25 protein-coding genes are annotated in these 21965 nt (G+C 27.1%); 2 read left to right on the top strand and 23 right to left on the bottom strand.

Annotated features, from left to right (window positions below):
* Window positions 1-8: 8 nt before the first annotated feature.
* The 8 genes from K0040_RS04085 to K0040_RS04055 all read right to left on the bottom strand — a co-directional run bounded on the left by K0040_RS04085 (window position 9) and on the right by K0040_RS04055 (window position 4155).
* Window positions 9-149, bottom strand: coding sequence for a hypothetical protein (locus K0040_RS04085; protein WP_228107735.1), 141 nt, complete (start codon window positions 147-149; stop codon window positions 9-11).
* On the bottom strand, window positions 115-1311 hold the full coding sequence (gene dltD / locus K0040_RS04080; RefSeq protein ID WP_228107675.1) for a D-alanyl-lipoteichoic acid biosynthesis protein DltD: 1197 nt from the start codon (window positions 1309-1311) through the stop codon (window positions 115-117). Before dltD ends, K0040_RS04085 begins: the two co-directional genes overlap by 35 nt.
* 336 nt (window positions 1312-1647) lie before the next feature.
* Window positions 1648-2457, bottom strand: a complete 810-nt coding sequence (locus K0040_RS04075) for a nitroreductase family protein (protein ID WP_228107674.1) — start codon at window positions 2455-2457, stop codon at window positions 1648-1650.
* A 274-nt stretch (window positions 2458-2731) separates the two neighbouring features.
* Window positions 2732-3067 (bottom strand): cupin domain-containing protein, encoded by a 336-nt coding sequence (locus tag K0040_RS04070; protein ID WP_228107673.1) that lies wholly within the window; start codon window positions 3065-3067, stop codon window positions 2732-2734.
* Between the two features lie 3 nt (window positions 3068-3070).
* On the bottom strand, window positions 3071-3409 hold the full coding sequence (locus K0040_RS04065; RefSeq protein WP_228107672.1) for a cupin domain-containing protein: 339 nt from the start codon (window positions 3407-3409) through the stop codon (window positions 3071-3073).
* A 79-nt stretch (window positions 3410-3488) separates the two neighbouring features.
* Complete coding sequence (locus K0040_RS04060; protein WP_228107671.1) at window positions 3489-3764, bottom strand: hypothetical protein; 276 nt, start codon at window positions 3762-3764, stop codon at window positions 3489-3491.
* 12 nt (window positions 3765-3776) lie between these two features.
* On the bottom strand, window positions 3777-3908 hold the full coding sequence (locus tag K0040_RS20655) for a hypothetical protein (protein ID WP_265588801.1): 132 nt from the start codon (window positions 3906-3908) through the stop codon (window positions 3777-3779).
* Window positions 3880-4155: an ABC transporter permease family protein gene (locus K0040_RS04055; protein WP_228107670.1), complete on the bottom strand. Its 276-nt coding sequence runs from the start codon at window positions 4153-4155 to the stop codon at window positions 3880-3882. The genes K0040_RS20655 and K0040_RS04055 overlap by 29 nt, the downstream gene beginning before the upstream one ends.
* Before the next feature lie 4 nt (window positions 4156-4159).
* On the opposite strand from K0040_RS04055, the gene K0040_RS04050 reads away from it, so the two are divergent.
* Window positions 4160-4408 carry a hypothetical protein gene (locus K0040_RS04050; RefSeq protein WP_228107669.1) on the top strand — a complete coding sequence of 83 codons (249 nt, stop codon included), beginning with the start codon at window positions 4160-4162 and terminating at the stop codon, window positions 4406-4408.
* Between the two features lie 111 nt (window positions 4409-4519).
* Here K0040_RS04050 and K0040_RS04045 read toward each other — a convergent pair whose 3' ends face one another.
* The 15 genes from K0040_RS04045 to K0040_RS03980 form a co-directional block, all read right to left on the bottom strand.
* Window positions 4520-4690 (bottom strand): hypothetical protein, encoded by a 171-nt coding sequence (locus K0040_RS04045; protein ID WP_228107668.1) that lies wholly within the window; start codon window positions 4688-4690, stop codon window positions 4520-4522.
* A 120-nt stretch (window positions 4691-4810) separates the two neighbouring features.
* Window positions 4811-5788, bottom strand: coding sequence for a GIY-YIG nuclease family protein (locus K0040_RS04040; protein WP_228107667.1), 978 nt, complete (start codon window positions 5786-5788; stop codon window positions 4811-4813).
* 37 nt (window positions 5789-5825) lie between these two features.
* A complete protein-coding gene (locus K0040_RS04035; protein WP_228107666.1) occupies window positions 5826-6341 on the bottom strand; it encodes a nitroreductase family protein in 516 nt (171 codons plus the stop codon).
* Between the two features lie 51 nt (window positions 6342-6392).
* The gene (locus tag K0040_RS04030; RefSeq protein ID WP_228107665.1) at window positions 6393-6989 is read right to left on the bottom strand and encodes a HutD family protein; all 597 of its coding nucleotides are present in this window, start codon (window positions 6987-6989) and stop codon (window positions 6393-6395) included.
* A gap of 49 nt (window positions 6990-7038) precedes the next feature.
* Window positions 7039-7362, bottom strand: coding sequence for a hypothetical protein (locus K0040_RS20995; protein WP_316718763.1), 324 nt, complete (start codon window positions 7360-7362; stop codon window positions 7039-7041).
* Window positions 7363-7370: 8 nt separating this feature from the next.
* A complete protein-coding gene (locus K0040_RS04025) occupies window positions 7371-8624 on the bottom strand; it encodes an Hsp70 family protein (RefSeq protein WP_316718760.1) in 1254 nt (417 codons plus the stop codon).
* Between the two features lie 11 nt (window positions 8625-8635).
* Complete coding sequence (locus K0040_RS04020; protein ID WP_228107664.1) at window positions 8636-9130, bottom strand: tetratricopeptide repeat protein; 495 nt, start codon at window positions 9128-9130, stop codon at window positions 8636-8638.
* A gap of 26 nt (window positions 9131-9156) precedes the next feature.
* Window positions 9157-10257: a tetratricopeptide repeat protein gene (locus K0040_RS04015; RefSeq protein ID WP_228107663.1), complete on the bottom strand. Its 1101-nt coding sequence runs from the start codon at window positions 10255-10257 to the stop codon at window positions 9157-9159.
* 325 nt (window positions 10258-10582) lie between these two features.
* Window positions 10583-11347, bottom strand: coding sequence for a phosphoenolpyruvate hydrolase family protein (locus K0040_RS04010; RefSeq protein WP_334302487.1), 765 nt, complete (start codon window positions 11345-11347; stop codon window positions 10583-10585).
* A gap of 113 nt (window positions 11348-11460) precedes the next feature.
* On the bottom strand, window positions 11461-11985 hold the full coding sequence (locus K0040_RS04005) for a Tm-1-like ATP-binding domain-containing protein (protein ID WP_228107662.1): 525 nt from the start codon (window positions 11983-11985) through the stop codon (window positions 11461-11463).
* Window positions 11986-12072: 87 nt separating this feature from the next.
* Window positions 12073-13293 carry a phosphoenolpyruvate hydrolase family protein gene (locus K0040_RS04000; RefSeq protein WP_228107661.1) on the bottom strand — a complete coding sequence of 407 codons (1221 nt, stop codon included), beginning with the start codon at window positions 13291-13293 and terminating at the stop codon, window positions 12073-12075.
* 80 nt (window positions 13294-13373) lie between these two features.
* Entirely contained in the window at window positions 13374-15332 is a 1959-nt protein-coding gene (locus K0040_RS03995) for a sensor histidine kinase (protein WP_228107660.1), read from the bottom strand.
* A 405-nt stretch (window positions 15333-15737) separates the two neighbouring features.
* On the bottom strand, window positions 15738-18038 hold the full coding sequence (locus tag K0040_RS03990; RefSeq protein WP_228107659.1) for a sensor histidine kinase: 2301 nt from the start codon (window positions 18036-18038) through the stop codon (window positions 15738-15740).
* 438 nt (window positions 18039-18476) lie between these two features.
* Window positions 18477-19409: a nucleotidyltransferase domain-containing protein gene (locus tag K0040_RS03985; protein ID WP_228107658.1), complete on the bottom strand. Its 933-nt coding sequence runs from the start codon at window positions 19407-19409 to the stop codon at window positions 18477-18479.
* Window positions 19357-19959: a hypothetical protein gene (locus tag K0040_RS03980; protein WP_228107657.1), complete on the bottom strand. Its 603-nt coding sequence runs from the start codon at window positions 19957-19959 to the stop codon at window positions 19357-19359. Before K0040_RS03980 ends, K0040_RS03985 begins: the two co-directional genes overlap by 53 nt.
* Before the next feature lie 276 nt (window positions 19960-20235).
* On the opposite strand from K0040_RS03980, the gene K0040_RS03975 reads away from it, so the two are divergent.
* Window positions 20236-21834 carry a peptide chain release factor 3 gene (locus K0040_RS03975; protein ID WP_228107656.1) on the top strand — a complete coding sequence of 533 codons (1599 nt, stop codon included), beginning with the start codon at window positions 20236-20238 and terminating at the stop codon, window positions 21832-21834.
* The last annotated feature ends 131 nt before the right edge of the window (window positions 21835-21965 follow it).

Raw genomic sequence — 21965 nt, 5'->3', positions numbered from 1 at the left:
CCCTTTTATTAGAACTCATTATATATAAATGGTAAGTCTTTAAATGAAGTAAATGTGAATACTAATATTGCTGCAACAATTATTACTGTAAATGTAGCACTCATCATTAAGTACTTATTCTTGGCCAAATTCTTTATATAACTTTTCACAAACATCCACCCAACCTTTCGTTCCAAGATGCATTACATCTCGTAAGTAATACTTTTCATTTTCTTTATCTCTAAGGTCCATAACTTTAAAGCCTTTTGATTTTGTAATATTTTTAACTTTATCATAAAACTCATGTCTTTCCGTCTTAGAAATGCCAGTAACATTATAAAACTTATCCATAGCTGGTAGCATTATAACTACAGGTTTTATTCCTAAATCTCTACAAATATCTAAAGTAAGTTGATAATCATCAAATTCTTTTGATTCAAGAAGATTTACATCTTTATATTTGTTTTTTACTTTATTTAAGTTTTCACCAAAGTTCTTTTTATAGTAGATTTTATCTATACACAGATCGTTGTCTCCAACTCTTTTTTTAGCGTCTTCAATGGCTTTTTCTTTTTCCATTTTCCAATCTATAGATTGTTTAGGTTCTGGCTTTTTATCTTTTTGTGATGATAAAACTACTAATTGTTTATATAAAGTGCCTTTTTCTTTAAGTTTTACTGCAAATTTTCTAATTTCAAAATAAGGTTTTAAAAGCACTTTTTCTATATTTGATACAATGGAATTAGAAGTATATAATTTAGCATAAACAGCTTCCGATTTGTATTCATCTGCATCCGCTAGTAATTTACTTGACCTATCAGAAAATATGTCTTTGTTTTTCTGTGAAACTTTCGGATTACTTAAAAACTCATAAAATTGAGTCGGTGAAAATCTAGTTTGATAATGATGAGGTGTAACTCCTTTTTTGTCCATAAACCACTGCATAGAAATTAACAAAACAACTTTCTTGTCTTTTGCTTCTGGGTTAAAACTTCCTAATGATGCGGCATCCTGTAAGCTTTGAGTATATGCTCTTCCTATTGGCACCACACCATTTTTACTTTTGTTGGTGTTAAAATAGTAAGTTGGATGTTGCTTTGTTGAATGGCTTAATTCTGATGAACCTAACATCATAATATTATTTTTTTCTATAAAATGATTGTTAGCAATAGTTCCTTTATCTTTTACGTCACTTAATGCGTCATTTACTATAGGCATTAAATCTTTTTCTTTAAGCATTGAATCTATTTCCTTGTCCAGGAATTTATTTAATCCACATAAAAATATACCACCAATCACTAATGGTATAATAAAATAACCTAATTTCTTCATAATTTAATCTTTAATCTCCTCTAAAAAGTTGCTAAAAAAACTGCACTTCATCCCCATTTTTATACCTTATTCCAAATCTTAATATAAACTATGAGTAAATATATTGTCAATAAAATGAGAGTCATTGACATATTACATTTTCGTAATAATATTAATAAAACTTTTCTCTAATGATTGCAATAACCTTAATTTACCCTATTTTCCACAAGTTACAATTTTCTTTATAATAAGGTCGAATTATTTACTTTTGTAACATAATTTGCCTAAAAAAAGAGCGAATATTTTCATATATATTCACTCTTTTTTTCTCTATTTTTATTTAATATTTTTTATAAACTATATAGAACAATATCCTACGATTTTATAATCAACTGGAATTTTATAATCCTTATCTAAACTTCCAACCTGCCATTTTAAATCAAACATTGTTGTATCTATTATTAAGCTAAAATAAAGCATTGCTATTCCTGTATCTATGCTACCCTCATAATTGCTGCTAAAATCGTCTGTCTTAACTGCTAATATAACTTTACCACCGTCAATAATAAATCTCCATGGTTGTCTATTAAGACTTGATGGTGCCATTCTAGCCCATGAAAATGCATCAAGTAAGTATCTTTCTTCTAATTCAGTAACACTTGCATTATTTCCCCACTCATCCATAAATACGATTTCTTCCACACCTAATCTGTCTGAAGTACTTTTATTTTTATTATTGCTATTATCTTCATATCCTAAAGCAATTATAGCTGTAACTTCTTTGTCACTTAAAATGTTTAATCTTTCTTTTATTGATTTACTATCTTTAAAAGTGATCCAACAAGAATCTATTCCCATGTCTCGGGCTTTTAATACTACTCTTTCTCCAATATATCCACTGTTTTCTATATAGCCTTCTTTCACATCAGAAAGTATTACAATGTAATTTGGCGCTTGGATTAAAAATCCGTTATATCCTGCCAATTCATTTATCTTTTCATAGCAATCTTTAAAGTCATACATTTTCATTTCAACTTCAATTTCAGGAAGTAATTTTTTAGAACTTTCTATATAACTTTCTATTTTATTGAAATATTTTGTATCTATACTTGTGTCCTTAAATTCTCTTACCGATTTTCTGTTTAATATAAGCTTTTTATAATCCATAATCATTCCCCCCATTTTAATTTATCATTTATATTATAATACATATATACCCATATTATAGTTTTTTAACTTTTTTTATTAAATTATTTAAAAAGATTATATTGTTATTTTATAATAAGTATAAATATTTATCTTTTTAAGTTGTTCAACTGGTGTTAAAAACGTAGCTATAATACTTAATAAAATATAAATTGATTTTTATAATTAAAAATGGTGTATCATAAGATACACCATTTTTAGTTTATTTTTATTATATTTTATTTATCATTATCATTTATGCTTTTACTAATATATTGAATAATTTAACATCCGTTAAAGCCTCTATACCATATTCTATGTCAGCTTCCAAGGCAATTATATCACCTTGGTTTATTATGGTTTCATCATTTTCATTATATAAAACTTTAGCACTTCCTTCTATTATTACAAAAAGTGTTTCCATTACATAATGCTCTTTGTCTATGCTTTCTCCACTGGCAAAAGAGAAAAATCTTATTTCACAATTATCATTATCTATTAATGCCTTGCTTGCTATGGTATTTCCTGTATGGCTTATCATATTAGTCATGGCAATGGCCTCAAAAGGTTTTATATTTCTTAAATATCTCATAATTTAGGCCTCTTTAACAAGTATTAAAAGCATTTTCATATCTTCTATTGCAGTTACTTGGTGTTGTATATTTGCAGGCATTAAAACGAATTGACCTTTTGTAGCTTCCATGGTTTCATCACCTATTTTTACCCTTGCCACACCTTCATGTATATATATTAATGCATCTCCTTTTGCAGCATGAGGACCTACACCTTCCCCTTCACCAAAGGCCAATAAAGTCACTCCAACACCCTTTTTCTGAGCTAAAGTTACAGTTTCTATTTGCCCTTCTTTACAACTTACTAGACTATCAAAGTCTATTGATTTTCCTCTTTCTATATTTTTTATTAATTCTTCCATATTGCTCCTCCTTTAAATTAAATATAATTTTATTTATAATAGTTAGATTTGAATTAAAACATAATTCTTATTATAATTATTAACTCAATATATTTATTATTTCTTTTCTGTACTGTATAAATTCGTCGGAATTCATATCTCTGCTACCAATACTTTCTTTATCCAGTATAATTTCCTTAGCAACTTTAGTTGGCCTTTTTTGAAGTGCTATTATTCTATTGGCTAAAGTAATGGCTTCATCAATTTCATTGGTAATAAATAAAATAGATTTTTTACTTTTGTTCCATAAGTTAATTAATGAGTTTAGCATTTCTATTCTTAAATTATAATCTAGTGATTTAAATGGCTCATACATTAGTAATAAGTCTCAATCATAATTAAAGCCCCTAGATGGTCCAATTATGGCTACTATTTCATTTTTATCAATATTCAAATTTAAATCATCTATAACCTTAAGGTTATTAAATTTCTTAGTTAAATTTGCTATCTTTAAAAGCATATCGTTCACCTTTTATTTTTGTATTAAACATATGAGAAAGTATTTTATTAGTTATATAAAATAATATTACTATTATTATGGTCCAAGCAAATACATAGGATGTTTCAATATTTACTCTAGCATTGGTAAACTCTCCACCTATTCCATTGTTACAACTTAAAACTTCTCCCATTTCGATTAACTGATAATCTATATTTCTTATACTTTCCACTAAATTTATAACTATCAATGGGAAAGTTTCTATCACAGCTATGAATATACTTGCCTTCCCATCAACTCTGAACCATATAATGGCTAATACTAACCAAGATATTGGTGGCACTGATTGCATAAATCCAATTAAAGGTGTTAATAGTAACTCTATTTTTTTGTTGTTCCCTATGATTATCCATAGAATGCTGCCTATGGATAAAGATATAAATAAGGCTGTAACTAATCTTTTAGCTGTTATTATTATGTGTTGTAATAGCTCTTGTGTTGTATTGTTTAAAATTGTTTAACTCTTCTATATTGCTTTTGGAGTATGATAGTATCCTATAATTCCAATACTTTTGCAAACCACTTATAATTTCATTCACATTAGATTTTTCATTTAACAGGTTATTTACCTCCTATTCTTTAGTTCCTACTATTTTAAACGAAGGTGTGCATGAGTAAAGATCCATTTCTTTTTCATCATAAACCTTGTCTATAATATCCCTTTCTACTTTAATATTTGTAAATCCTAATTTTTCAAAACCCAAACTCCATTGCCACATAGATATATAAATATATACCTTCATGGCAATGGAGTTTGGGTTTTATTCTATTTCAATAGAATTTTTTATGACAAATGTTATTTAATTTTATATCTAACATAATAGTAGTTTTTTTACATTATATGTCAATAACAATTATTTTTCTTATAGTTGTATATAATCAATTTTTTCATTTTTATAAATATAAGAATAAATAATATTAATATAATCTATATAAGATTTGTCATATAAAACCCTATTGTGTTTATTTAGTTTAAACTCTTCTATTTTATTTTTTATTTTCCTTTTCATTTTTTCGTCAAAGTTTTGTGCATTAATAATCTGAGAATACTCCACATTTACATTATTAATAAAGTATAATTTGTAATTATTTTCATTCATTTTCATCCAAATTACAAATTTACAGTTATTTTTAAACAAATTAAAGGTATTTTGTTTTTTACTTATACTTTTAAGTAATTCCATGTTACTTTTTATTTCCATGGCTTTTTCAAAGTTTAGTAAAGATGATTGTTTTACCATTTCATTTTCTAATTCTTTTATAAAATCATCTTTTCCTTCAAAAGTATTTTTTAAAACTTCGTAAATCTCTTCATATTTTTCCTTAGTGTTTACTCTACAAGTTCCCATACATTTTTCAATATTATATCTAATGCATTTTGTTTTTGTATTGCAAGTTGGAAGTTTAAAGTAATCTAGTAAAAAATCCCTTAGTATAAAAAGTCTTTTATTCATGGAAAATGGTCCAAAATAAGTGCTATCGTCATCTTGCTTATCTACAATATGGATTAAATTAAGGCTATTAACATTTAACTTTATATATTTATATTTTTCATAATTGTTCATTAAAGTGTTGTACATAGGTCTTATATTATGGATATAGTCACATTCTAACAAAAGAGCATCTAGTTCTGTATCTGTAGTAATGTAGTCTATGTTCTTTATGGATTTTACCATTCTCTCGATTTTTCTAGATCTATTAAGATTATCTCTAAAATAGCTTTTTACACGACTTTTTAAATTTATTGACTTTCCCACATATATTATGTTGTTATAAGCATCTTTCATTATGTAAATACCAGGGCTTTCAGGCATTTTATTTATTTTGTCTTTTAAATTCATAAGTCTTATCCTTTTGATATTTAGTTTATATTTTTAGTTAAAATTTATCATAGTGAACTTTATCAAAATTCAAGTGACAATCATCATAAGGATTTTTTTCTTCATCTTTATGTCCAATAGCTACAAGGGATAAAACCCCGTATTTCTGCCCAATATTAAGAACTTCTCTTACAGCTTCCTCAGAATCCTTTTCTGTGGATTCTCTTTTTCTCATTTGAATCCAAGTAGATCCTAATCCTAATTTTTCCACTTCTAGCTGAATTAGAATAGAAACTATGGAAGCGTCTTCTACCCAAACATCGCTTAACTCACTATCAGCTATAATTGCAATAACAAGTGGTGCAGTTTTTAATGGTAAAGTACCATGCTTTTTACAAGTTTCCAGTTGTAATATTGTTTTTTTATCTTCCACAACTATCATCTCTACTGGATTTTTCCCCTTTGATGAAGGTGCAAATAAGCCAGCCTTTAATATTTTATTTAAATCTTCTTTTGATATTTTTTCTTCTGTGAACTTTCTTATACTTCTTCTATTTTTTAATATTTCCAACATAAATTTACCTCCATAACTTAATAATTTTTTACTTTTACTATATAATAAGTTTTAATAATTTACTTTTGTTCTTATTATATGTGAGTTAAATGTGTCATTATTTTCTAGCTTAACATTTAGTTTGTCACTATTTTTTATTATAGCTACATCACCATTTTTTAATAATTCACTTTCATAATCTATACTTATATTTATTTTACCTTTTACAATATAGAAAACTTCTGTTAAATTTTCATATTTATCCTTATTATTCTGTTCAAAAGTTATATGATTTTTCAAATTTATATGTTCTATTATACCATCAGTATTTTCATTTAACATTAAGTTAAAGTCTGTTACTTTTCCATAGCTTTTAGTATTCCAATGCCCATAAAAAGTGTCTTGATCAAACTTTTCAAGAGTAATTTCATGGTGATTTTCATGTACTAATTTAAGTTTTCCATCTAATATCATAATTTTTCTTTTTATATTTGGTAGTTTGGTAAAAGTAGACTCTTCCAAATCAACTTTTGCTGAGCTGATTCTAAATTTAAAATTTCTATTTTCATAAAGTTCATTTTCTGGATAAATATAAAGCTCAGTAGTCCTTCCACCTGACCACTTACTTGTTGAAAGTTCCTCTTTTTTTATAACTTTAATATGACTCATAATATTCCCCCTTTTATCTAGTAAATTATATAATTTACCTGAAATAAAATTAATATAGTTGTTCAAATTCTATATCATTTAGTATGTCATTTAATTTTTCTCTTCCATTTTCAATGTGAATTTTATCTTGTCTATCAAGAATATTTCCAAATTCTATTAATGCTGAGTTAATTATTTCCCTATATTCACCTGTACTTTCTTCGTACATTCTTTCTCCCCTAGAAAGTACTTCTTTGTTTTTTTCATTTTCCCTAGGATGAATTTTTAAATAGCTTAATTCTTCAAATCTAGCATTAGCTTCTTCCTCGGTGATTTTTTCCTCTTGTTTTTGAATTATAACTCTTTTCTTTTCTCCACTGGAGTTTACTTTCACTATTACTTCTAAAAGGGAGTATATGTCACATCTATAGATTCTTCACCAGCTTTTCTTCTCGGTACGTTTACCGTTATTTGTCCAAGTTTTAGATTATTTTTTACTAATCTACTTTCTCCTTGAATTATTTCAACTACAACTTTGCTTTGGTTGTCATTAGCAGTATAAAAAGTTTCTGTTCTACTTACAGGAATAGTTATATTTCTTTCAATTATTGGACAGAAATATGTTTCATTGTATCTATTATTTGATGAATTTATTATAACTTCTGTTCCAAGGGAGAAAGGACATACATCTGTAAGTATTACTTCTTTTATGAATTTATTTCTTTCTCTCATTGCTCCTTGTAAGGCTGCTCCCATTGCTACAGCCTCATCTGGATTTATACTTGTATTTGGCAGTCTAGAGAATATTTTCCCTACAAATTTTCTTATAATAGGTAGTTTTGTTGCACCTCCTATTAATATAATTTCATCTATTTGATTTAATTTTATTTTTGCATCCTTTAAACTTTTTTCTATAGTTTTTTTTAGTTTAGATAAAATAAGCTCACAAGATTTTTCATAATCATCCATATTTATACTTGTTTCATAAATTTCACCTTCTACGTTGCATCTTATTTTAACAGCTTTCCTAGAGCTAAATTCTATCTTACCTTTTTCACATTGCTTTTTTATATGAGATATGCTTTTTTTACTTAAATCTTCTTCTTTTAATTTAACTTTGTCTAAAAACATTCTATAAAGTATATCTGTGAAATCTTCTCCACCTATGAAATTGTCTCCAGCTACTGCTCTTACTTCCATTATACTGCCATACATCTCAATGATTGATATATCAAATGTTCCTCCCCCTAAATCAAATACTAAAAATCTAGTATTATCATCTCTTTTATCTATACCGTAGGCAATTGCCGCTGCAGTAGGTTCACTTATGATTCGCTCAACTTTTAAACCTGCAAGTTCACATGCTTTTTTTGTTGCTTTTCTTTGTTCATCGTTGAAATAAGCTGGAACACTTATTATTGCTTCTTCCACACTTTTCCCTAAGTAGAATTCCACGTCTTCTTTTATATATTTTAGTATAAATGAAGATAATTCTTCTGCTTTAAATTTCTTATCTCCTAGTACAAATTCTTTATTTGTACCCATACTTCTTTTAAACACATCTACACTTAATTGAGGATATAGTATTTTTGTTTCTCCTTCATTGAAATAACAAGCTAAACTGTTTGTTGTTCCCAAATCTATTCCTATTATCATTTTCTCACCTCTTAACAGCTTAGTATTTTTTCAAAACCAATTATATCAATATCTGATGGATCTATTTTTCTTCCTTCTTCTAAATACTCTCTAGCTTTATCCATATTACCTTTTAAAATCTCCAAGTGAATAAGCTCTACTATTGCATCTATACACTTATATTTTTCACAATGCATACATTTAGGTCCTTCCAATGCTTTTTTTAAGTATTCTTCAGCTTTTTCATATTCTCTACAAATTGCATAAGCGCCTCCTGCATACTTATACATAAGAGGAATTAAGTCTTTTTTACTTTCCAAATCCTTTGGTAGTAATCTTAGTACCTTTTTTCCATAATTAATGGCTTTGTCTTCATATCCTAATTTAAAACATATTCTACCTGCAATTATAAAATTATTTTTGTTAGGTTCTTCACCGAAACTATTATCAATTTCTATAGCTTTTTCAATATAAGATAATGCCTTTTTTAAATTATTAGTATAATAGTAAAATCTACCTTTATCCATATTTATTTCGCTATCATCAGAGAGTATTAGCGAAAAGCGTTTTTTGCCTCTGATAGTCTATTACTTTCCCAAAGCATCATGGCAATTTTATATCTATACTTCACACTAAGTTTAAATAAGTTTATTGCTTTTAAATATTTTTTTAAATATTCTTCACCCTTTTTAAACTGTGCAATTTGCATATATAGTGCATATATTTCATATAAATCATCATCTTCTTTACTTCTTTCATAATCTTCCTCATAACATTTAATAGCCTCTTGGTACATTCCAAGTCTTCTATATATTTTTGCTACTCTGAAATTTAAATATCTAAGTTCTTTTACTTCATTTTTATCTTCTATTGCCTTTGCTTTTAAGTAGTATTTTAAAGCTTCTTCAGGTTTATCTAGCATATTATAGTATATTCCTAAGTCATCATATACCCTTGGACTTTCTGGCATGGCTCTTTCCAAATAAGTTAAATCTTCGTATACACTGTCAAAATTGTATAGGTCTATATTTAAAGTTATTCTATCAAAATAGTCTTCATCATCATATTCCAATTCTATCTGTTTAGTATAGTACTCTAGTGCCTTCTCAAAATTTCCTCTTAGCCTGTGAATATCACCTAATTTAGTCTTTGAGTATGAATTTCCTTCATCTATGATGTCTAACTCTTCATATATCTCTTGTGCTTCATCCAATTTATCTAATTCTAATAGATACCACCCTTTGTAATACATAAGTTCCATGTTTTTGCTGTCATATTCCAGTCCCTTATTCGCCAACCTTATTATGTCTTCTGGCTTTTTGTCTTTGTAAGTACATTTTATATAATATAAATAAACCTCTTCTTTAAACTCTATAAATGTATCTTTGTTTGACTCAATTTTTTCTACTATATCTTCAAAAATTTCTTTAGCACTTTCTATGTCATCTTTACAATATGCTATAAGTCCTTTTATAAAATTAATACTTTCAGATTCTACTTCTTCTTTTTCTAGAAAGTTTAATATTTCCATAGCATCATCAATTTCTTCCACTTCAACTAATATTCTTGATTTTTGCACGTAAGGGAAGATTTGATATTTATATATCTCTAACATTTCTTCACATACTTCAAAAGATCTAGTAAAATCACCCATATCATATAATACTTTTGCTTTTAGCCTTTGTATTACTTGATTTTCAGGGTTAAATCTTATTATTTCATCACTAAAATCTACAACTTCTTTAAGCTTTTTTTGCTTGTAAAGTATTCTTGCTTTCCACTCTAAAGTATCTATATCCCTAGGAAGAATTTCTAAAGGAATATCTTCATAATTTTCTCCTCACATATTGTTATACATTCCCTTGTGAAAAATATTATAGCATATAAAACCTTTATTTACTGTTAATTACAATTATTGCAAAATAAAATACTGAAATATAATTTTATATTTCAGTATAAATGAGTAAGGTTCTAAAATTTTATTTTTTTCTTATAGTTTTAAATGATGCTACTTCATCCTCAATGGCTTTTGTTGTTTGAATTTTATCTAGATGTGAAGTTAGTAAGAAGCCATCTATGCTTTCCACTTTTTCTATTATATAACTAACGTCTTCTAGTTCTAATATAGGTCCCCCACAACAAAGAAACATTATATCTGGATTAACTTCTTTTCCTGCTTTAATTATAGTTTCTATTTTTTCAACGCACTCTTGTAAAGTAAGAGTTGTTTTTACCCCTATTGTTCCTTTTGTAGTTAATCCCATATGAGCAATCAATATGTCTGCTCCTGCCTCTGCCATTTTTCTTGCTTGCTGTGGATCAAATACAAAAGGAGTTGTAAGCATGTCTAGATTATGAGCTTTATTTATCATGTCAACTTCTAAGTCGTAGCCCATTCCCGTTTCTTCTAAGCTTTGTCTAAAAACACCATCTATTAATCCTACTGTTGGGAAGTTATGAACTCCACTAAATCCTTGCTCTTTTAATTGATTTAAAAACATGTCCATTAGTCTAAATGGATCTGTGCCACATACACCAGCTAGAACAGGCGTGTTTTGTACAACTGGTAGTATTTCTGCTCCCATATCTAAAACGATTTGGTTTGCATCTCCATAGGATATTAATCCTGCCAGTTGTCCACGCCCTGCCATTCTATATCTACTTGAGTTATAGATGATAAGCATGTCTGCGCCCCCGGCTTCAATACTTTTAGCTGTAGTGCCTGTTCCAGCCCCAACTCCCACTAGTATTTTCCCTTGATTACATCTTCATTAAACTTGTTAATAATTTCTTTTCTTGTCATCTTATTCATTGAATTTTCCTCCAGTTAGTTTTCTAATTTCTATATATTAAATTATTAATTATTCTCAAATTTAAGCATTCCAGCAATTGTAAAAACTGCTATTTTTGTAGAAGTATAATTGGATTTATCTACATCCACAATTGTCGGCATCATGGCAATGTCACTTTTGCCCACGTATTGCGGTGTGTCTTCAGATGAATCTTTTGATATCATAAGCTTTGGCACATCAATAGGTAATGCCTTCATTGCAGGTGTTATTAATGAAGTTTCTCTAGAACCTGCAAAAAAAATAATTCCATTAAATTTTCCTTCCTCGTAAAGTTTAGGTATTAAATTTTCCATTCCCTTTGATAAAACTTCTGTTGTCAATTCTAGGTTTTTTTCTTGAGCAAGAACTTTCATGCTTCTTCCTGCTGCTTTTACTACTTCTTCGTTGGAAATATCAGGTTTGAAAGTTGATTTAGATACGCCTGTATGTATTGTATAAGCATTTAGTTCTAAACTTTCAATTAGCTCTTTGGCATATAGATATTCCGTACCCTTTGCATCAAAGGGACCTGCAATTGCAACGGTTTTCATCCATAATTCTCTCCTTCTAATTCATTTTGTCAAATTAGTATAAATTTTGTAATTTTTACTACCAAAATTAACCTTATATCTATACTATTATTTTTCATTTTCTAAGTAAATGTCTTTATGTTCTAACTTTTTGTGTTTATGTTTTATTGGGGAGTATCCTTTATACTTTTTAAACATTTTACTAAACTGAGAATAATCATTGTAACCCACCAATGCAGCTACTGTTGATAAGGGTATATCTTTTTTATTTAGTATGTCAGTTGCTTTGTTTATCCTAAAGTTTACTAAATATTCTGTAAAACTACAACCTACTTCTCTTTTAAATAAACTACTCAAATAACTTCTAGATACGTGAACTGATTTAGCTAAATCTGAAAAAGATATGTCATTCATATAATTTTTATCAACATATTCTTTTATATATTCAACATAATTACAATTCCCTTTGATTTTATCTAGTTTTTTACTTATTAGGTCATCTTCATCCACATTAGAAGATACTTTAAAACTTTTTACTGTTTTTGTAATTGCTTTTTCTAATGGTATTCTGTCAAAGGGTGAACCACCAATATATCCCATTAAATTTTCATTACTGTACATGTATTTAATATCTAATGGAGTTTTAATAGGCCCACCATAAATCAGTTTAATTATATAAGGATTTATCTCATTACATTTATTAAATATTTTTTCCATTTTTGTCTTTACAAATTCCAGTGAAAAATTTTTTTCATCTCCTAATAAACCTTCTTCTGTAAATCCTAGATGTACACATATAGCATCAGCTCCTGCTTCAATCATTTGCTTAGCTTGTGTTTCATCAAATACAAATGCTATAGTAAATAAACCTTTATGATGTGCTTTTTTAATTAAATCAACCTCTAATAAATAAGTGCATCCTGATTCTTCAAGAGCTTCTCTAAACTTGCCATCAATAAGTCCAATTGAGGGGTAATTGTTCACACCAGAAAAACCATTTTCAATTATTTTATTTAAGTAAGTATCCATATTTTTAGTAGGATCAGTAGCATTTACTCCAAATATTACAGGTATATTTTTGACTAAGGGTATTATTTCTTTTGATCCAAATTCCATGACCAAATCATTGCTATTACAATAGGGTAAAAAACTTGCTAATACTCCTCTTCCCATTTGCCGAAATTTTGCTGAGCTAAGAGCCAAAAGAAAGTCTGCACCAGCATTTTCTGAGTACTTTGCTGTCATACCAGATCCTGTTGTCACACCAACAATATGGTTTCCTTTATTTATTTGTAACATAAGTTTTTCCAGTATTTCTTTTCTCTTCATAAGTTTTCCCCTTATACCCCTTTTACATTAAATAAAGCTACTAAATAAGTATATCATATACAAATTTAGTAGCTTTATAGTTATATATTTGCCATTTCAATTTTTACTACATCGTTAATATTTCTGTCAGTTTTATTATCCATATCGCCGTCTATACGATCATCATTAGAAAGATTTAAAGTTATTTCAAAAGTAGTTCCTTTGTTTTCTTCACTATCAATTTTAACTTTACCATTGTGTAATTTAATTATTTCATCTACTATACAAAGTCCAATTCCACTACCTTCGTTTTTTCTAGATAAAATAGAATCTACTTGATAGAATCTATGGAATATTTGACCTACTTTTTCTTTTGGTATTCCTATACCATTATCTTTTATACTAATATAGACGAATTTGTTGTCATGTTTTATATGAACTTCTATTCTCCCATTTTTATTAGTATATTTTATGGCATTGGAAAGCAGGTTCAAAATAACCCTTTCTATTTTTTCTTTGTCTATAGAAGTTATTATTTCTTCTGCATCTGTATCAAATAATATTTCTATATCTTTCTCATTTGCATAATCAACTGTTGCAAATACTATATCTTCTACCACATAAACTATATTTTCGTTTTTACATCTACATTCATAAAAACCTGAGTCAAATTTTGTAATATCTATTAAATTGTTTATAAGTCTTCTTAGTCTGTTGCTGTTTTGGTTGATTCTCTCAACTTTATCTAATATATATTCTTTTTTTACTTCTTCATTTCTATTTACTTTCATCTCTAGCAAAGTGGATGCACTACTTATTATATTCAAAGGTGTTCTTAACTCATGGCTCATATTTACTATAAAATCAGTTTTTAATTGCTCTCTTTCCTTAGCAATATCATATAATTTTTTATTTTTTATATTGTTTTTTCTATGTTTAAACATCATTGTAATTATATATGCCATGGTAATAAGTAAAAATAGTATAATTAAAAGCATCTGCATTCTTTCATTTTTTGTAATTAACAATTCATGAGGTTTTCTATTAACTACAACTGTCTCTTCTGGAAGATCAGATGGATTTATATTGTATTTATATATTTGCTCATAATCAACCATATAATTAGCGCCTACTCTATTTATAAATGGTACTGAAGATATACCTTCTTCTTTATATATTTTCAAAACCATTTTCCCAAGAGATTGTCCATATTCACTTCCTATATCAATATAACCACCTATAACACCTTTACCTATATAGTCTTCTCTACTTGTATATATTGGTATATGTTTTATTTCATTTATTTTTCTGATTAATTCCTCACAATTAGCATAATAGTAAGTACTTTTATCTTTAAATACTCCACATATTAATAAGGCTTCATTATTTTCATCCATATTTTTAATTTTACCAAGTATTTCGTCTTTATATTTAATTTCAATAAAATTTAAATTTATATGATTATCTAATAAATATCTATTTCTCAATAATTTATCTTTTATATTTTTGCAATAACCGGTATCATCAATCAAAACATTTATTTTTTTTATTTCTGGCTGAAGACGTGTAATTATTTTAATTAGTTCTATTTTTGATCTGCCATCCATAAAGCCTGTTATATATTTTTTCTCTTCAGGCGAAAGGTTTATTATTTCACTAACACCAGTTGTAACAATTATTTTTTTGTAAAAGATACTATCTTCATCGAGCAAACCTTTCCTAGCCAGATTGAATGCTTCGTCGTCTACTGTAACCACCATATCAAAGTTACTATCTTTATGTTTTGTATTTAATAATTTCTCAAAATCTCTCAAATATTTCTCATTATTATTATTCCTAATATCTAAATACTCAGTTTTTATATTAATGTTATGGTTATCTTTTGTGGATTCTTTGAACCCGTCTTTTATGCTATTTTCCCATTTATTATCTATATCATAGGAGTTTATTAAAAGAATATTGTGTACTCCCTCATTATCTTTTATTTCTCCATAAATATTGGTAACTGAACTTAGCAATATTATTAATAATATTATTAGCAGCCTATTTATTTTTTTCATCTTAATTTTGTGCTCCTATTAGTTAAATTATCATGCATATGCAAATTGTTTAATATGTAGATTTATATAAATAGAACAAATGATAATAAAATTCCCCCTTAATTTATTATTTATTGTCTCCCTACACATTAAATATATTTATAATAATAATTAGACAAAAAATTCAATTTACCTCTTCGACAATTATTATTATATATAAATATTTTATATTATTTTTACCTTAAACACGACACAGACTGTCAAGTTTTGACTTTCCTAATATCTATAATAAAGAATTTTCACTTAAATTTCAAATAAAAAAAAACAAATCCTAAATATACTTACAAAAAACTTAAAAAGCCTAAGCTTTAGCTTAGACTTCTTTATAAAATGGTTTAATTTTCTTATATTATAAGTTCTTTTGATCTAATAAACATCCGATAACTCTAAAGTTATTCTTTCTTTGTCTACATCATAATCTGTTAGACCTTCTTCTAGTTTTATATTAGGTATCTCTATTGTAAACTCACTACCCATATCTTCACTACTTACTATACTTATCTTTCCTCCTAACAAATCAACTAGTGATTTTACTATGTTAAGACCTATTCCACTACCTTCATTTTCTCTTTTTATTGTTTTATCTACTCTAACAAACTTTTCAAAAATACTCTCTAGCTTTTCTTTTGGAATACCAATTCCATTGTCTTTTACTGATATATTTACATAATTATCATCAAAACTTAGATTCACAAATATTTCTCCACCACTTGGAGTGTATTTAATTGCATTAGAAAGAAGGTTTAGCATTATTCTTTCCATGTGTTCTGCGTCACATCTAATTATATGTTCTTCTTCATCTGTATCAAATATAATTTCAATATTTTTTTGTTGAGCATATGTTATAACAGACATGGTAACATCTTCACATAATTTTACTATGTCATAATTATTAAAATTTATGTCTTTAAAGTCTGAATCAAACTTAGTTAAATCAATTAAGTTTGTAATCATCCTAAGCATTCTATAAAAATTAATTTTTAACCCTGTGTTATATTTTTCATATACTAATTTAAACTCATTTTCTTTTTTGTCTAAATTCAGATCTAATAGTTGTATAATGGAATAGAAAATATTTAAAGGCGTTTTTAACTCATGAGATAAGTTTGCAAAGAAATCATTTTTTAATTGCTGATGAACTTTAATCTTTTCATTTTCATTTTTTAGCAGTTCTAACTCTTTTCTATAGGAATTATTTCTAGATACGAGAATCCAACCCTCATCATTTATTCGCGTTCCTAATGTCTCCACATCTATAATAGTTTTATCCTTGCATATTAAATGTAATTCTCCAAATATTTTGTTCTCTTCACGATTACAGTTATAGTTATAATAATCAATTATTATATCTTTTATGTCAAAATTAATTATTTCATTTTCTTCATATTCTAATAATTTATAGACTTCTTTATTTACATACCTTATTCTTTCATCTTTATCTACAATTATTATTATATCTCCACTTTTTTCAGTTATTACATCAAAAATTCTATTTTTTTCTTCTACTTCTTTTTTTAATTTTATTATTTCTTTATTATAGTTAATTTGGACAAAATAGATTACTCCATGGTCTTTACTTACTTGTGTTCTTATATCTAACAAAATCTCATCCTTATTATCTTTTTGTATTATACCTTTCCAACTTTTATTATTTTTTATTGCTTGTGTTATAATAAATTTATGTTTTTTATCAATATTTCCAAATCCTTTTTTTAACTTTTCTTCTATATATTCTAATGATTTCATATTATTTTCATTAAATTCATATTTTTTTCTTGCTACTTTATTTGCATAAATTATTTTCCAACTTTTATTAAAAAAATACATTTCTATATTCATAAATTCATTATCTAGTATATTATAAAAAACATCTAAATCTTGCATATCTTTTAATTTACTATGTACTTCCATATTACTTATAATTAATATTCCTATGCTATACATAATTAAACCAATGTACATAATTAGTAGTGCTAAAATTGCATATTTGTAATTTTCCATATTACCCTTGTAAAAAGTTAATGTATAAAAATTTTTCAAACATCTGCTTAACAAAAATACTGCCCATAAAATATATATACAGTCCTTTGTTTTTTTAAATTTTTTAAAGTATTTAAATGAAGCATAAATATAAATTATATCCCCACAAGTAAATAGAATTTGTATATAATGATTTGTAATTAAGGCTTTGCTACTAAATAGTGATAATTCTATGTATGATAAAATTAAGCATAACAATACTATACAAAAAGTGAAAATACTCTTTTTATTTAAAATTTTATTTTTAAGCTTTGTGTTTGGTATAATAGTCATTATTATAAGAAATTTATTAATAATAAATAAATTAATCAATAAATGTTCATCTTGAACATTTACCCACATGGTTTGATTTGAAAGATGTAAAAAAAAGCCGATAACAAAGTAAATTATATAGAAAATTATATCATTATTTTTCTTTAACATATAATAATACAGTGATGACACGGTTGCTCCTAAATACATTAACAGAGATAACATTGATACTAAATCATGTATGTTTTTATTATGCACATCAATATTGAATGTTGAGTCATATATTCCTAAAATCATTAAAAGTATTATTAAAATTACTGCATGTTTTATAAAATGTATAATAAATGTTTCATTTTTTTTTGCATTTAAAATCATATATTACCTCCAAATAATTTCTTCGTCCTATGTATTTTCTCCTTTATACAATTAATTTGCCTTTTATATGAATTTTCCTTCAAAAAATATAAATTTGTTAGAATTATATTAATTTTATTAGTCTATAAATATAAAAAAAACCCTCAAAAGAGAGCTTTTTGTTTACATAACTAAACAGCATGTTCTTTTATAAATTGAATTGCTAACATAACAGATTTATATAACTTTCCACTTATAAATTTTTCCTTCATCTTACTAGATAAATTACCATATATACCTTTATTTGTTAATAAATTTACATAATAATTTCTAAAAATCGGCTATCCAGCGCTTATAGTATACACAATACCTTTTAAATGAAGAGCCATCTCCAAATACAACTTGGTTTTAATTATTATAGATTGAGGGTGTATCTTTTTTGATAAACCCTCCTTCTCTTTATTGTTCTATTATTTTATCTAAATTTTTAATTATTTTTTCTATTATAAGATTACAATCTTCATTAAACATATTTTCAAAAAGGTCATTTATATTTTCTTCAAAGTCAATGGGTAGTATTTCACATAAATCTATACATTGTTGTATTAATCTTTTTTCCCCAGGGTGGGTTGCCTTATTTACAGCAAATATTATATCAAAGTAGCTTGCTAAAAACTCAGTAATTCTATGATTTATGCTAACTTTATCATTACGTTTTATAGCTTTTTTAATTTGCATATCATAGGATGGAAGTACTCCATTTAAAAGTTTTCTATTTTTACTTATTATATTATGTCTTAATTTATCAGGATAGGTCATATTATATTTTCTTTTTAATTCTTTTAATTTACCATTTTTGTCGTATAAAACTTTACAACTATTTAGGTTATGCCATAAACAAGTGGTATACCCATTGTTAGCTATATTTTTTTGCACTATATTACTTATTGTCAAATCAAAGTCTTCTATATTACGATAAATAATATCTATATCAGTATTTGATTTTAAAGTGCAGTTATCCTCAACTTCCCAGTAATGATTTTCTATTTCCATTTTGCAACAGTATTTTGATAATATATTCATTCTAATGTCTTTAGGTATATTTTCTTTTACATATACATAAACATCATAATCTGAATTATCATCATATTTTTCACTTGCTCTAGAACCTCCAAGGGCAATAGCCTCCACTTGATTGCACTTAGAAATATCCTTAAATAAATCTGCTACATTTTCTTTATTCAATATTTGCATCCCCTTTATTAAATTATTAAAAAACAAGGATGCATCTTTTTTGATACACCCTGTTTCTTCTTTATTATTTGGCATATTTTTTACTTTAATTGTAGTTCCAATCAAACCCACAATCTTTGCAATACCCTTCCTTGTCATTTTTTATGCTTAAATTACTTTTTCCACAAGATGGGCATGTGCCTTTTTCAATATAATAAATATTTGGTTTTGGAAGCGGTTTATTTTCTCCTTGATTATTTTTGCTTTCATAGGCTTTTCCGTCAGCTACACACTGTGTCCATCCATTGTCAAAACCTTTGGCATATCCTCTGTCATAATCGTTTTTTATAGATCCGTTCCATTCATTGTCGTTTATTTGAGCTTTGTAATATCCATCTTTGTAGCCTTTTTTGTAGCCTTTGTCATATTCACTTTCTTCTTTTTTATTTGAAGTATCGGTTGTCTCTGTTTTTTTGCTGTCACTTTCAGTGTCTTTTTCTTCTGTTTTTATTTCTGGCTTTTTGCTTAGCCATTTTGTTTCTTTTCCACAATCTTTACAGTATTTGCTTTCTTCTTTTGACTTAACTGCACATTCACTGCAGTAGACTGTTTTTTCTTCTTTTGGTGTTTCTTGTGCTATTTCATTGTTTTGGGCGCATCCTGTGCTTATAGCTAGTACTACTAGTAGTGCTAATATTAATTTTTTCATGTCATATTCTCCTTTATAATTCAAAGTACCATTTTTTGTAAATTTATGTAATTATATCATAGCAGATTTTTAGGGAATACAATATATGGATTTAGATAAAGTTTATATGTAATACTCTTCCTTCTATTTATATATTGACAGTTTTTAATTAAAGTTATAATATCAATTAGTATTGTAGTTTTTTTGTACATATATAGTTATGTTAATCTTAAAACTACAACTAAATATATTTTTATATTTGCATAATCATAAAATTAAAATAAAGGATGATAAAATATGACACAACAAAATATAAGCTTGATTAATGAGGTTAAAAGAAGAAGAACCTTTGCAATCATTTCCCATCCCGATGCAGGAAAAACTACATTAACTGAAAAGTTTCTATTATATGGTGGAGCCATTCGTGAAGCAGGATCAGTTAAATCAAGAAGATCTCAAAAACATGCAGTGTCTGACTGGATGGAAATAGAAAAACAAAGAGGTATATCTGTTGCATCAAGTGTTCTTCAATTTGAATATGATAACTTTTGTATAAATATTCTTGATACTCCAGGACATCAAGATTTCAGTGAAGACACTTACAGAACTCTTATGGCTGCAGACTCTGCAGTAATGGTTATTGACTCTGCTAAAGGGGTTGAGGATCAAACAAAGAAATTATTCCAAGTTTGTAAAATGAGAGGAATTCCGATTTTCACTTTTATAAATAAAATGGACCGTCAAGGAAAGGACCCATTTGAACTACTTGAAGATATTGAAAATGTTCTAGGAATTCGTTCTTGTCCAGTAAACTGGCCAATTGGTTCTGGTAAAGAGTTCAAAGGTGTGTTTAACCGTCACAAAAACCAAGTTGAAGTATTTAATGATGGTAACCATGGACAAGCTATTGCTAATTGTATAACTGGAGATCCATCTGATGAAAAGTTTAATACTTTACTTGGTAGTGATCTTCACGAAAAACTATTAGAGGATATTGAACTTTTAGATATTGCTGGAGATAATTTTGATTTAGATGGAATATTAAATGGTGAATTAACACCAGTATTCTTTGGAAGTGCCCTTACTAACTTTGGTGTGGAGCCTTTCTTAGAATCATTCCTAGATATAACAGCACCACCAAGTCCTCGTAGCAGTAATTTAGGTGAGATTGATCCTAACTCTGAGAATTTCTCAGGATTTATATTCAAAATTCAAGCTAATATGGATAAAAATCATAGAGATAGAATTGCATTCCTTAGAATTTGCTCTGGTAAATTTGAAAAAGGTATGACAGTAAATCATGTACAAAGAGGTAAAAAAGTTAAGCTTTCGCAACCTCAACAGTTTGTGGCACAAGACCGTGTTATAATAGATTCAGCTTATCCAGGTGATATTATAGGTATACATGACCCAGGAATATTCAATATTGGTGATACATTAAGTGAAAAACAATCAAATTTAGAGTACTCTGGTATACCACAATTTGCTCCTGAGCACTTTATGAAAATATCTACAAAAAATGCTCTTAAAAGAAAGCAATTCGTAAAAGGTCTTACACAATTAGCTGAAGAAGGTGCTATACAAGTTTATAAACAGCCTAACGGTGGTATGGAAGAACTTATTGTAGGTGTTGTTGGTGTGCTTCAGTTTGAAGTTTTAGAATATCGTCTAAAACAAGAATATGGTGTTGATATACTAATGAATGGGCTACCTTACAGCCATGTACGTTGGGTTGAAAATGATCTTTCTAAATTTGGTAAACTTACAATGCCAATGGATACACTGTTAGTTGAAGATAGAAATAGAAATCCAGTAGTGTTATTCGCAAATGAATGGTCTGTTAGAACTCTAATGGATAGAAATGAAGGTTTAGTTTTAAGAGAAACTTCTTTATAGAAAATATTAATCCCCCCTACGTTTATTTTAAACGCAAGGGGGATTATCTTATCCAAAAATTTCTATCCTTTTTTATTTCCATAAAAATTCGTATTCATTTCTAAAATCAGGCAAGTATTCTAAATATTTTT

It is taken from the genome of Terrisporobacter petrolearius (assembly GCF_020748185.1).
Lineage (GTDB): Bacteria > Bacillota > Clostridia > Peptostreptococcales > Peptostreptococcaceae > Terrisporobacter > Terrisporobacter petrolearius.
Note: the sequence above shows the minus strand (reverse complement) of the source record. Positions and strands in the feature narration are given on the sequence as shown.

Excerpts from the sequence above, each read along its gene's own strand:
- K0040_RS04020 (WP_228107664.1), bottom strand. The coding sequence starts at position 9,130 with ATGGATAAAGGTAGATTTTACTATTATACTAATAATTTAAAAAAGGCA.
- K0040_RS04025 (WP_316718760.1), bottom strand. The coding sequence starts at position 8,624 with ATGATAATAGGAATAGATTTGGGAACAACAAACAGTTTAGCTTGTTAT.
- K0040_RS04005 (WP_228107662.1), bottom strand. The coding sequence starts at position 11,985 with ATGAAAACCGTTGCAATTGCAGGTCCCTTTGATGCAAAGGGTACGGAA.
- K0040_RS20655 (WP_265588801.1), bottom strand. The coding sequence starts at position 3,908 with ATGCTTTTAAAGATAGCAAATTTAACTAAGAAATTTAATAACCTTAAG.
- K0040_RS04035 (WP_228107666.1), bottom strand. The coding sequence starts at position 6,341 with ATGTTGGAAATATTAAAAAATAGAAGAAGTATAAGAAAGTTCACAGAA.
- K0040_RS04060 (WP_228107671.1), bottom strand. The coding sequence starts at position 3,764 with ATGTATGAGCCATTTAAATCACTAGATTATAATTTAAGAATAGAAATG.
- K0040_RS03980 (WP_228107657.1), bottom strand. The coding sequence starts at position 19,959 with ATGAAAAAATTAATATTAGCACTACTAGTAGTACTAGCTATAAGCACA.
- K0040_RS04065 (WP_228107672.1), bottom strand. The coding sequence starts at position 3,409 with ATGGAAGAATTAATAAAAAATATAGAAAGAGGAAAATCAATAGACTTT.
- K0040_RS04050 (WP_228107669.1), top strand. The coding sequence starts at position 4,160 with ATGAATATACTTGCCTTCCCATCAACTCTGAACCATATAATGGCTAAT.
- K0040_RS04040 (WP_228107667.1), bottom strand. The coding sequence starts at position 5,788 with ATGAATTTAAAAGACAAAATAAATAAAATGCCTGAAAGCCCTGGTATT.
- K0040_RS04070 (WP_228107673.1), bottom strand. The coding sequence starts at position 3,067 with ATGAGATATTTAAGAAATATAAAACCTTTTGAGGCCATTGCCATGACT.
- K0040_RS04045 (WP_228107668.1), bottom strand. The coding sequence starts at position 4,690 with ATGAAGGTATATATTTATATATCTATGTGGCAATGGAGTTTGGGTTTT.
- K0040_RS04000 (WP_228107661.1), bottom strand. The coding sequence starts at position 13,293 with ATGAAGAGAAAAGAAATACTGGAAAAACTTATGTTACAAATAAATAAA.
- K0040_RS04015 (WP_228107663.1), bottom strand. The coding sequence starts at position 10,257 with ATGGGTGATTTTACTAGATCTTTTGAAGTATGTGAAGAAATGTTAGAG.
- K0040_RS03995 (WP_228107660.1), bottom strand. The coding sequence starts at position 15,332 with ATGAAAAAAATAAATAGGCTGCTAATAATATTATTAATAATATTGCTA.
- K0040_RS04030 (WP_228107665.1), bottom strand. The coding sequence starts at position 6,989 with ATGAGTCATATTAAAGTTATAAAAAAAGAGGAACTTTCAACAAGTAAG.
- K0040_RS03985 (WP_228107658.1), bottom strand. The coding sequence starts at position 19,409 with ATGACAAGGAAGGGTATTGCAAAGATTGTGGGTTTGATTGGAACTACA.
- K0040_RS04075 (WP_228107674.1), bottom strand. The coding sequence starts at position 2,457 with ATGGATTATAAAAAGCTTATATTAAACAGAAAATCGGTAAGAGAATTT.
- K0040_RS03990 (WP_228107659.1), bottom strand. The coding sequence starts at position 18,038 with ATGATTTTAAATGCAAAAAAAAATGAAACATTTATTATACATTTTATA.
- dltD (WP_228107675.1), bottom strand. The coding sequence starts at position 1,311 with ATGAAGAAATTAGGTTATTTTATTATACCATTAGTGATTGGTGGTATA.
- K0040_RS03975 (WP_228107656.1), top strand. The coding sequence starts at position 20,236 with ATGACACAACAAAATATAAGCTTGATTAATGAGGTTAAAAGAAGAAGA.